The sequence below is a fragment of the Gordonia sp. i37 genome (assembly GCF_002043085.1).
Lineage (GTDB): Bacteria > Actinomycetota > Actinomycetes > Mycobacteriales > Mycobacteriaceae > Gordonia > Gordonia polyisoprenivorans.
In genome coordinates, this window is sequence record NZ_MVPX01000259.1 from 25,113 (window position 1) to 36,223 (window position 11,111).

Genomic DNA, 11,111 nt, shown 5'->3' on the forward strand with positions numbered 1-11,111 from the left:
GGCCTCAACCAACTCGTCCGCACCCCACCCGGCGAGCAGCGGGGAGATGGCGCGATAGACAAGAGTACGGGATCACGAGCGTTGACGATCACCTCATGTGGCGGCACCGGCGCACGTGGTTGGCCAATGCTGGTGATACATGGCCTCGGTGAGCTCGTCGAACTCATCGATCACATGCGGCGACACAGACATGAAGAGACGACAGGCACATCGGCCACCGCTTGCGCCAATGTGAGTTGCTGCCCGATGATCTCGGCTTCGCCACAGCGACCAAGGCGCATCAGGCACTCGTGGTAACCGTGCAGCGCCCAGATGTTGCCGGGGTGACGCAACGGCCGCGGAAGAGTGTCGTCGAGACCGAGGTCGGCGCGGTACACCGCAGCCGCTTCAGAGACGTGATCCTGCTCGAGCAAGAGTGCGCCGTAGGCGTGCCGGGTGGGTTGCATCCAGCCCCATGGCTCGTCGTAGGGAAGGGCGTCGTCGAGTTCGATGGCTCGTCGAAGATGCGCGAAGGCGTTGTCGTGGTTTTCCTTCCGGTACTCCAGCTCACCGTCCAGCATCGCCCCGGCGACGGCGAGAATGTCGCTGCAGGTGTTGTTGAACAAGGTGCGGGTCTGGGCAACGCGGGCCAGCGCCGCGATGAACCGCTCACGCTCACGCTCGGCGTCGTCGACATGCCCGAGCGCCGAATGAGCGACGCCCTTGCCGTAGTGGACCATTGCGGTCGTCGCGCAGTAGAGGTCGGGGTCGGCGGGTAGTGCCATGTCGATGAGATGCTGCCATCTGCCGAAGCGGACGTCGACGTGGACGCCGACGCCGAGGAATCCCTCCAGCCAATCTGCCATCGGCGGATTCTCCTCGCGCAGCAACTGTTCGGGAATCGTGGCCTCCAGCCGCGCCGAGACGTCGAGCGCCACCTGTGACTGCGCGGAGAACATCGCACCATAGACCTGGAAGTGATAGTCGTGGCAGCGGTACAGGGTGTAGAAGTTCATCGGGCCCTCGCGGCGCAGGAACTTCTCGTCGGCGATCACGGCGCGGGCGTTGGAGGTGACCACGCGTCGGTAGTCGCCGCACAGTACGTCGAGATGGGTGGGCATGTGCTGCAGGTGCCCGGCGTCAGGGACGAGGTCACGGAGGGCATCGGCATGGGCGAGCCCTGATTCGGGACTCGCCGACATCTCGACCAGATGGATGTACATGTGCAGCAACCCCGGGTGTGTCGCACCACCCGGTAACTCGAGGGCGGTCTCGAGCACCTGCTGCGCCTCGACGGCATGTGAGTCGGGTGCCGGCTCACCGGTCCGGATGTCCCATAATTCCCACGGCGTGAGGTTCATCAGGGCGTCGGCGAACAGTGCGGCGACGTCGAGATCCTCGGGGAACCGTCGGTGGACCTCGCGCATCGCAATCGCATAATCGTGATTCCAGACGCTGCCGGTGTCTGCGTCGCCGGCGGGACCGTCGGGCGAAACAGCCGGATAGCGGAACTGCAGGGCGCCGATGAGCGCCGCCTCGACGGCCGTCGCCGACGACACCAGCTCTCGCGCCTTGGTCACCGCCCGGTGGGATCGTGCGACGGTATCGGTGAGGTCGTCGGCGTCGAAGAACTCCCATGGCTTGTTGTAGTTCGGTCCCAGTGCATAGGCGATGCCCCAATAGGCGAGCGCGCACCGGGGATCGGCGGCCAGGGCGCGCTCGAAACAGGCAACCGATTCCTCGTGATTGAAGCCGTAGCTCCAGATCAGGCCGCGATCGAACCACAGCTGCGCAGCCGGCGACGTGGTGGTCACCGCCCGGGTGTAGCTGCCGAGGTCGTAGTAGTCGTCCATCTGTCGCTCCTCATCGCTGACCGCACCGCTACACACTCACCATCCGCTCCACCACGCCGTCGGCAGCCAGGCTCTCGCGACCGAGGACGGTGTTGGTGGCCGCGACCAGCCGCACGCGATCGGCGCGGAACAGGTCGTTGCCGTACTCGAAGGGGCGCCCACGTTGATCGCGGGTGACCCGGCTGACTGCGAGCAGCGGCCGGTTTCGGGGGATCTGCAACCATTGCGCCTCGCGCGGATTGGCCATCACCACCTCGATGGTCTCGCATGCGGTGGTCGGACGGAACCCATAGCGTTCCTCGAGTAGCGAGTACAGGGATCCGCCAAGGGGCTGGTCGAGCAGGTCGGGCACCTGCTGGGCGACGAGACATGCGGTGTCGACCGACAGCGGAACACCGTCGGCGAAGCGCAACCGCCGCACGACGAGGACCTCCTCGCGCTCGCCGATCTCCAGTGACCGCGCCTCGACCACGGTGGCCGGACGCCGTTCGGTGGCCAGCACCTGCGATCTGCTCGTGTGACCGCCGGTGAGTAGTCGCTCGGGCAGGCTGCTCAACTCTCCCGCGGCCCGCTCCACCACCCCGGCGCGCACGAAGATCCCTCCGCTGCGGCCTGGACGGCGCTCTACGATGCCCGCCTGGGCAAGCGTGAGCAGCGCGCTGCGCAGCGTCGACCGCGATACCGAGAAAGCCTCGGCCAGATCGCGTTCGGACCCGAGCCGCGAACCGGGGCCGATCTCTCCACGGCCGAGCATGGCCAGGATGCGTCGTCGGACATCCTCGGCGACCGGGCCGCCTTCCGTCTCCTCCATCAGGACGCCGAAGCGTCGAGCGGCAGCACCGCTTCCGGGGTTTCGGGCAACACCTGTCCGCCGTCGACGCCGATCGCCTGACCGGTGATGTACGCGGCCTCGTCGGTCGCCAGAAACGCGGCGAGATAACCGATGTCGTCAGGACGGCCAAGGGTGCCCGCCGGAATACTGCGGGTCATCGACGCGATGTAGTCCTCCCCCATCTCGACGAGCCCTTCGGTCAGGATGTTACCCGGCAGAACGGCATTGACGGTGATGCCGTGCGGGGCAAGTTCAACGGCGGCGGTGCGCATGAAGCCGAGTTGCGCGGCCTTGGACGCGCCGTAATGCGACCATCCCGGAAAACCGGTGAGCGGACCGGTGATCGACGAGGTGAGAATGATTCGGCCGGCCGACGAGGCCCGTAAGCCGTCGAGACAGGACTGCACCGTGTAGACAGTGCCCTTGACGTTGACGTCGAGAACCTCGTCGAGTTGCTGCGGGGTCATCGTCGCCAGCGGCGCTTCCGGAAAGATCCCGGCGTTGGCGCACACCACGTCGATGCCACCGAACGCGTCGGTCACCGTGCGCGCCATCGCTGTACAGGACTCCGGATCGCACACGTCGGCTACCGCGCCGATCACTCGTCCGGTGCCGAGCACGTCGAGTTCGGCGGCGCAGGCAGCGACCTGCTCGGCGTTGCGGGCGACGACGGCGACATTCGCGCCGGCGCGGGCGAATACCGACGCAATCCCTTTCCCGATCCCTTTGCTGGCCCCGGTGACCACCACGGACTTACCCGCGAGCGCGAACATCGGCTACTCCTTTCGCTCGCCACCCAGGCGAGGGTTGTTCGAGAAAATGATCGTCATACCAGCTGGCACGGCTCGGCCAACCACGTACGATCCCGGCAGTAGCGGTCGGCGATCTCGGCTGTGCCCGAGACGAAGTCGGCACCGGCGGCCAGCGCGGAGTCGGCCTCCGGGTGACTGCCGATCCACGCGGTGAGCATGACGCGCCGCAGCATCACGAAGGTCGGGATCATCGCGCGATGCTCGGCGTCGAGTGCCCGCACCGACCGGTAGCCGCACACCCACTCACCAATCATCGTCTCAGCCTGCGGCGTGTGCTCGACGAAGGAGACCACCGCACCGAGATCGGCGAGATACCACGACCATCCGGAGTCGTCGAAGTCGATGACGGTGATCATTGCGTCGTGCACCATGAGGTTGGCGAGCCGGAGATCGGCGTGCACGAGTCCGAAACGGTCGCGGCCCATACCGTAGGCGTCGAGCCGGGCCGAGAGTGTGTCGACCGCGCGGCCGATCCGAACCTGTTGATCGCGGGTGAGACCCGGTGCGGCACGCCAGTCACCCCAGCGCGCTTGCGGGCCGAGCGTGGCGTCGAGGTCCCACCGGAATCTGGTGAATCCGGGCGGCATCCGCCAGGTTTCGACGTGCTCGTGCAATTGGGCGGTGATCACCCCGAGATCGCGGAAGCCGACGTCGGCGGTCGGGTCCTCGCCGTTGACGCCCTCGACGAACTCGAAGGCACTGACGAAGCGCCGCTCGTCAGCGAGTCGAATCGGCGTCAACAGCGAACCATCGAGCGCAGCAACGACTCCCGGTGTGGAGATCGTCGCCGATTCGGCGAGCGCGGCCATCCACGCCAGCTCCGACTCGATGGCCTCACGCGAGTGATAACCCGGTCGGTGTACGCGCATCCCCAGCCGCCGGCCGTCCTGTTCGAGGAGAAAGGTGCCGTTCTCGCTGATGCTGAGCAGCCGCACATCCGCCCGGTCGAACCCGTACCGCGGTGCCGCCGCCACCGCGAACGCACGGTAGTCGTCGGCGAGTTCGGTCCGCACGCTCATCTGAGCCGTCGCCTCCTGCATCGGCTCAGCATGAGCGAGCACGCGGTCTTCGACAACCGGAGAACAGACCAAATAGCGAGCACTTCACCGAATCGTTTCACGAACCCGACATCGGCAATCTGCGCGTAATACATGTTGTCGCCGCGGTGATCTCACCACTTGACCAGCGCCGACTCCTGTGCCGATAATTCCTGATCGTGTCGATTGACCTCGTGCACGACACCTCCAATCGGTCCGGTCACCACAGTCGCTAACCAGACCAATTCGACTCCCAGCCCTCGCCCTGCCACCAGGCAGGCCAGTTGCGAAGGATCTTCCGATGAGCGACACCGTCGATTCCCCGCTCACCTCCACGACACCCGCCGACGCGAGCGCCGTCCAGCGACTCAAACCCAACGCCGTCGGGCTCGTCGGCGTGCTGTTCATGGCGGTCGCGACCGCCGCACCGATCACCGCGATGGTCGGCAACGTGCCGATCTCGGTCGGATTCGGCAACGGCGCCTACGCCCCGGCCGGATACATGGTCGCCACCATCGTGTTGACCCTGTTCGCGGTCGGCTATGCGGCCATGTCGCGTCACATCACCGCCACCGGCGCGTTCTACGGCTACATCTCGCACGGGCTCGGGCGGATCGTCGGACTGGGTGCGGGATTCCTGACGGCGTTGGCGTACATGGTGTTCGAGGCATCGCTGGTGGGCATCTTCTCGTTCTTCGGGGAGGATCTGCTCAACACGTTCTTCGGTGTGCACATCCCGTGGATCATCCTGGCGTTGGCGATGCTCGCCGTGAACGCCATCCTCAGCTACTTCGACATCAACCTGGCCGCCAAGGTGCTGGGCGTCCTACTGATCACCGAGATCGCGATGCTGACGCTGCTCGCGGTGTCGGTGCTCGCCACCGGCGGCGGACCCCAAGGCTGGTCGTGGGGATCGCTCAACCCGCTCAACGGCTTTCACAGCTTGAGTGGAACGGTCGCCGGCGCCGGCGGCTCACCGATCGCCGTGGCGGGGTCGGCCGGCGTCGGACTGTTCTTCGCGTTCTGGTCGTGGGTGGGCTTCGAGTCGAGCGCGATGTACGGCGAGGAGTCCAAGGATCCGAAGAAGATCATTCCGATCGCGGTGCTCAGTTCGGTGATCGGTATCGGTGTGTTCTACGTGCTGGTGTCGTGGCTGGCGATCGTCGGCACCGGACCCGAGAATGCCGTTGCCCTGGCTCAGGATTCGAACACGGCCGGCGAGATTTTCTTCCTACCGGTGCGTGAGCACCTCGGGGTGTGGGCCGTCGACATGTTCCACATCCTGCTGATGACCGGATCCTTCGCGTGCGGCTTGGCCTTTCACAACTGCGCGGCCCGCTACATCTACGCGATCGGCCGTGAGGACGTCATCCCAGGCATGCGCAAGACGCTGGGCGCGGCGCACTCGGTGCACGGCTCACCGCACATCGCCGGATTCATCCAGACCGGTGTCGCGACCGTGATAGTGGTGTTCTTCGCCGTCACCGGCCGCGACCCCTACACCGGGCTGTACGGTTTGATGGCGTTGCTCGGAACCACTGCCATCATGATCGTCCAGGCGCTCGCAGCATTCGCGGTCATCTCGTATTTCCATGTGCAGAAACAGCATCCGGAGACCGCCAACTGGTTCCGAACACTGGTGGCCCCACTGCTGGGCGGGCTGGGCATGCTGTACGTGATCTATCTGCTCGCGAAGAACGCGTCGTTCGCCGCCGGTACCGCGTCGACCGACTGGGTGTTCCATGCGATCCCGTACATCGTCGGCGTCGTGGGTATCGGCGGGATAGTGCTGGCGGTGATCCTACGCGTCCGCTCTCCGCGCCGGTACTCCCAACTCGGGCGGGTCGTCCTGCAAGAAGCCCACGAACGCTGAACACCAGCCAACCACTCCGACACCCGAAAGGCATGGCGATCGTGGGCTACTCGAACATCATGGATTCCAACAGCTTTGACGGAGCCCACCCCGTCGATCCCACGATCGCCGAGCTCATCACCGACCGCGAGCGAGTCCTCGGACCCGCCTATCGGCTCTTCTACGACGATCCGGTGCATCTCGTCCGTGGTCGGGGCACCCGGCTGTTCGACGCCGACGGCCGCGAGTATCTCGACGCCTACAACAACGTTGCCTGCGTGGGGCACGCCCACCCGCGGGTCACCGACGCCGTCGCCGAGCAGATCGGCACCCTGAACACCCACACGCGTTACCTGCATTCGGGGATCGTCGACTATTCGATCAGGCTGCTGGAGACGTTGCCCGGCGGAATCGATCAGATCATGTTCTGTTGCACCGGTTCCGAGGCCAACGACCTCGCCCTGCGGGTGGCCGCACAGTACACAGGCGCACGTGGGGTGATCATCACCGCCAATGCCTACCACGGCAACACCGCTGCGGTGACCGAGATCTCCCCGTCGCTGAGCTCGACCATCGGCGTCGGCGAGCACGTCCGGACCGTGCCCATCCCCGACACCCATGTGCTCACACCGGTGGATGCGGCACAGTACTTTGCCGCGAACGTCGCTGCGGCCACTGCGGATCTTCAGCGGTCGGGCTTCGGGGTGAGCGCGTTGATCGTCGACACGCTGTTCTCATCCGACGGAATCTTCGTCGATCCCCGCCTGCTCGGACCCGCGGTGGCCGCGGTCCGGGCCGTCGGCGGTGTGTTCATCGCAGACGAGGTGCAGCCCGGGTTCGGACGAACCGGAGCAGGCATGTGGGGCTTCGACCGGCACGCGGTGGTCCCCGACCTCGTCACCATGGGCAAACCCATGGGCAACGGCATTCCCGTGGCGGCGATGGCCGCATCGTCGACGGTGCTCGCGCCCTTCGCGACGGAGGTCCCCTACTTCAATACCTTCGGTGGGAGCCCGGTTGCGTCGGCGGCCGCCACCGCGGTACTCGACATCATCGAGGACGACAAGCTCATCGAGAACGCAGCCACCATCGGCGGCGAACTCCTCGACGGCATCCTCGACGTCACCCGCGACGACCACAGGGTGTGTGACGTGCGCGGCAGCGGCTTGTACATCGGCGTCGAGATCGTCACCGACGAACACACCCGCAGCCCGGACCGCGTATCCGCCCGACGTATCGTCAACGACCTTCGGCGTGAAGGCATCCTGATCTCCGTGTGCGGCGCCGACTCGAACGTGCTGAAAATCCGCCCACCACTGGTGTTCTCGTCCGCCGATGTCGACTGGCTGTGTACGGGGCTGGGGAAGGTGTTGGGGTGAGTGGCGTTTTCATCTCACCGGGTCTCGAGGCCCTCGCCCTAGCGGCTCGCGCACCTCGACCATCGGGGGGTAAGACGCGGCCGCGATCGGGGGAAGGCGGCCCCGCGATCGGGGACCATCATCCGATGGTCGAGGTGCGAGCCGCGCGCGGCGAGCCTCGAGACCGCCTGCGCCGATGCTGGTTTCGTCAGTTCGCGGGGGTTGCGGACACATTCGACTCACCGGGTCTCGAGGCCCTCGCCCTGGCGGGCTCGGGCACCTCGACCATCGGGGGGGAAGGGCGCGGCCGCAATCGGGGGGAGGGCGCGGCCGCGATCGGGGAAGGGCGCGGCCGCGACTGGGAGGAGGTCGGCACCGCGATCGGGGACCATCATCCGATGGTCGAGGTGCGAGCCGCGTGCGGCGAGCCTCGAGACCGCCTGCACCGACGCTGTTTTCGTCGGTCCGCGTGGCTGTGGAAACATTCGACTCACCGGGTCTCGAGGCCCTCGCCCTGGCGGGCTCGGGCACCTCGACCATCGAGGGAAGGGCGCGGCCGCGATAGGGGAAGGCCCGGGGAAGGGGTGGCCTATGCGGAGCGGCAGGTGGGCGGGCTGATTGGTTCGGTGATAACCACGCCGTGCTCGGCGGACATATCCAGATGACGCAGGATCGAGGCCACGTGGTCGGGAGTCCAGGTTGGTCGAACGGAGTGGGTGAGCGAGCGCCAATCGGCGTCGCGCAGGTATAGAACGACGTCGGTGTCGCCGGCGATCGTGCTGATCAAGGCGGCGTCGAGCCGGTCGCGGCAGTCACAGCCGAGCGCGCCGAAGGTATCGGCCATCGGGCATTCGCGGTGCACCACCACCCTCATCGGACCGGCATTGTCTGCGCGCGCACCGCAGGCAAGCGCGAGGTGTTCGGCACGGCCGGCGCCCAGGGTGAAGCCGATGCCGCGGAACTCGCCGTGCGGCAGCGGAAGCCGCACGTGCACCGCGGTTCCCACCACGTCGTCATCCGCAGCTGTCAGCACATCGTCGTCGACAACGCACACGTCGCAGCCGAGATCGCCTGCGATCTCGCGGAGTTCGCTCCCCCGGGCCGGCTCTCCCGGATACCTGCTACTGCCGAGCCTGCTCACGACGACCGCATCGGATTTCCAGCGTCGGCGACCGACGATCAGGGCGGCACGGTCGGACCACGGACCGTCGTGGCGCTCGCCGTGACGAACCCTCACGTAACCGTGCGTCGAGAATCGCACGTCGCTGTCGCCGTCGGCGATGGCTCTGATCGTCGCGGCCCGTCCCCGCGCGGTATCGGTCTCCCCCGACTGCACGAGATCGATCATGACACTTGCGATGTCGAGGGAATGGACGCCGGAGACGGCGGACATGATCTGCCGCCACCGCGCATCGGTCACCACGACGGTGACGCTGCCGGTCCCGGCGGCACCGACACCCATCAGCGTCTGCGCCGACACCTCACCGGCGTCGACCACGAGATGACCGCCACCGCCGGCGTCGTCGTCGGCAACCACCACGAGCGCGTTCTGCCCGACATCCATTCCCTCTCCCTCCTCACAGCGGCTGGACCACCGCCGACCGGCTCAGAACGCGCGCAGATTCTCCTTGAGCGTGGAGCCGGTGTATTCCTCACGGATCAGTCCGCGGCGCCGCAACTCGGGTGCGAGACCGTCGGCGACCAACGCGAAGTTGTGGCGGGTGGTCGGCAGGTAGAACAGGAATCCGTCGCCGCCGGCCTCTTCCATGATCTCGCCCATCTTCGCCGCGACCGTCGCCGGCGAGCCGATCAACCCCATGTCCTTGACCTGGTGGCTCTTGGCGACCACCTCACGCAGCGTCTCGTCCTCGTGCCCCTCGAAGAGTTCCTTGATCGAGGTGTACTCCCCGTTCTGCTTCGACAGATCGATGTCGCGGATCTTGGTGTCGGGATCGATCCCACCGAAATCGATACGCCCACCGGACGTGTAGGACATGTTCCACAGGTTGTATTCGATCGCCTTGTCCGACGCCCGGGCCGCCTGATACGCCGCATACTGTTCCTGCGCTTCGGCGTCGGAGGCGGCGATGGTGGGTGTGGCGATGAACAAGAACTTGACGTCGTCAGGGTTGCGTCCCAGTGCCGTCACCCGAGACCGCATGTCCTCGCGGTACTTTCGTGCGGCCTCGGCGTCGCGGACGATCGCGATCTGGGTGTCGTCGTAGGCTGCGGCCAACGCGCGGCCGGCGGGTGAGCTACCGGCCGAGCACACCGGGGTGGTGCGCTGCGGGCCGGGAATGGTGTTCAGTGGTCCGCGGCACTTGAAGTACTTGCCCACGAACTCGATCGGCGTGACCTTGGTGTGATCGGCGTAGACGCCGCCGTACGGGTCGGCGATGACCGCGTCGGGCTCCCACGACTCCTGCAACTGCTGGACGACGTCGATCCACTCCATCGCCATGTCGTAGCGTTCGTCGTGCTCGAGATGCCGCTCGTATCCGAAGTTCTGGGCGACCCGGTCGGTCACGCTGGTCACCACGTTCATGCCGACGCGGCCCTCGGTGAGGTGATCGAGAGTGGTGAAGGCACGGGCCGCGAGGTACGGCGGATACTGGATCGTCGACACGGTGGGAATGATCCCGATGTGCCGGGTGGCCTGGGTCATCAATGGCACCAACGGCATCGGGTCGTTCTTCGGCGCCATGAACCCGCGGCGCAGCGAGGTCTCCGCGGACTGCTTGTAGGAGTCCTCGACCATGGACGTGTCCTCGATGAGGATGTAGTCGAAGCCGGCGCGTTCGAGGCTGCGCGCCATATCGATATAGATGTCGGGGCGCATCCAGTCGGTCGCGTTGGAGCCGATCCACGGGCCGTCGCCGTTGGCGGGACTCCACGCGTGGATTCCGAATCCGTCTCCGAGGAACCATCCGAGATGAAACATTGCCTACTCCTTTACTTCTGCGGTGTGTGGTGGTGCCCGGTCGGGGCGACGAGCGAGATCATGCGGCGCTCATGTCGATCCGCCGGTAGGACTCGACGAGTTGTTGGGTGTACGGGTGCTGCGGATGATTCAGAACCGTGGCGGTCGAACCGGATTCGACGATCGTCCCGGCGTTCATCACCAGCAGCTGCTCGGTGAGGAAACCGGTCGCCGGCAAGCCGTGGGAGATGAACACCAGACCGAGGGAATGGGTGCGCACGTAGCCTTTGAGGAGATTCAGCACCACCGCCTGCGCGGAGATGTCGAGTGCGCTGACGGCCTCGTCGCACACCAGGATCTCCGGGCGCACCACCAGTGCCCGCGCGATCGACAGTCGTTGGCGCTGACCACCGGAGAGCTGATCGGGATAGCGGTCCAGGAGTTCGGGGTCGATACCGAGTTCGTCGA

Annotated in this window: 9 protein-coding genes; 2 read left to right on the forward strand and 7 right to left on the reverse strand. The window is 66.1% G+C overall.

Annotation, left to right across the window (positions count from 1 at the left end):
* Positions 1–170: 170 nt before the first annotated feature.
* From B1964_RS12500 to B1964_RS12515, 4 genes are read right to left on the reverse strand one after another with little or no spacing between them, the layout of a single operon-like run.
* Positions 171–1,832, reverse strand: a complete 1,662-nt coding sequence (locus tag B1964_RS12500; RefSeq protein WP_079929979.1) for a hypothetical protein — start codon at positions 1,830–1,832, stop codon at positions 171–173.
* Positions 1,833–1,860: 28 nt separating this feature from the next.
* Positions 1,861–2,643, reverse strand: a complete 783-nt coding sequence (locus B1964_RS12505) for a GntR family transcriptional regulator (protein WP_079929980.1) — start codon at positions 2,641–2,643, stop codon at positions 1,861–1,863.
* Positions 2,643–3,437 (reverse strand): 3-oxoacyl-ACP reductase FabG, encoded by a 795-nt coding sequence (gene fabG, locus B1964_RS12510; protein WP_079929981.1) that lies wholly within the window; start codon positions 3,435–3,437, stop codon positions 2,643–2,645. Before fabG ends, B1964_RS12505 begins: the two co-directional genes overlap by 1 nt.
* A gap of 53 nt (positions 3,438–3,490) precedes the next feature.
* The gene (locus B1964_RS12515; RefSeq protein ID WP_079929988.1) at positions 3,491–4,495 is read right to left on the reverse strand and encodes a phosphotransferase; all 1,005 of its coding nucleotides are present in this window, start codon (positions 4,493–4,495) and stop codon (positions 3,491–3,493) included.
* A gap of 319 nt (positions 4,496–4,814) precedes the next feature.
* On the opposite strand from B1964_RS12515, the gene B1964_RS12520 reads away from it, so the two are divergent.
* Together B1964_RS12520 and B1964_RS12525 are read left to right on the forward strand one after the other, a co-directional pair.
* The gene (locus tag B1964_RS12520) at positions 4,815–6,386 is read left to right on the forward strand and encodes an APC family permease (protein WP_079929982.1); all 1,572 of its coding nucleotides are present in this window, start codon (positions 4,815–4,817) and stop codon (positions 6,384–6,386) included.
* Positions 6,387–6,427: 41 nt separating this feature from the next.
* Positions 6,428–7,744 carry an aspartate aminotransferase family protein gene (locus B1964_RS12525; RefSeq protein ID WP_079929989.1) on the forward strand — a complete coding sequence of 439 codons (1,317 nt, stop codon included), beginning with the start codon at positions 6,428–6,430 and terminating at the stop codon, positions 7,742–7,744.
* Between the two features lie 568 nt (positions 7,745–8,312).
* On the opposite strand, the gene B1964_RS12535 is transcribed toward B1964_RS12525, so the two are convergent.
* From B1964_RS12535 to B1964_RS12545, 3 genes are all read right to left on the reverse strand, one after another.
* Positions 8,313–9,287, reverse strand: coding sequence for a hypothetical protein (locus B1964_RS12535; RefSeq protein ID WP_079929984.1), 975 nt, complete (start codon positions 9,285–9,287; stop codon positions 8,313–8,315).
* 42 nt (positions 9,288–9,329) lie between these two features.
* The gene (locus B1964_RS12540; RefSeq protein WP_079929985.1) at positions 9,330–10,664 is read right to left on the reverse strand and encodes an NtaA/DmoA family FMN-dependent monooxygenase; all 1,335 of its coding nucleotides are present in this window, start codon (positions 10,662–10,664) and stop codon (positions 9,330–9,332) included.
* 58 nt (positions 10,665–10,722) lie between these two features.
* On the reverse strand, positions 10,723–11,111 hold a 389-nt coding region (locus tag B1964_RS12545), incomplete at its 5' end, for an ABC transporter ATP-binding protein (RefSeq protein WP_139765714.1).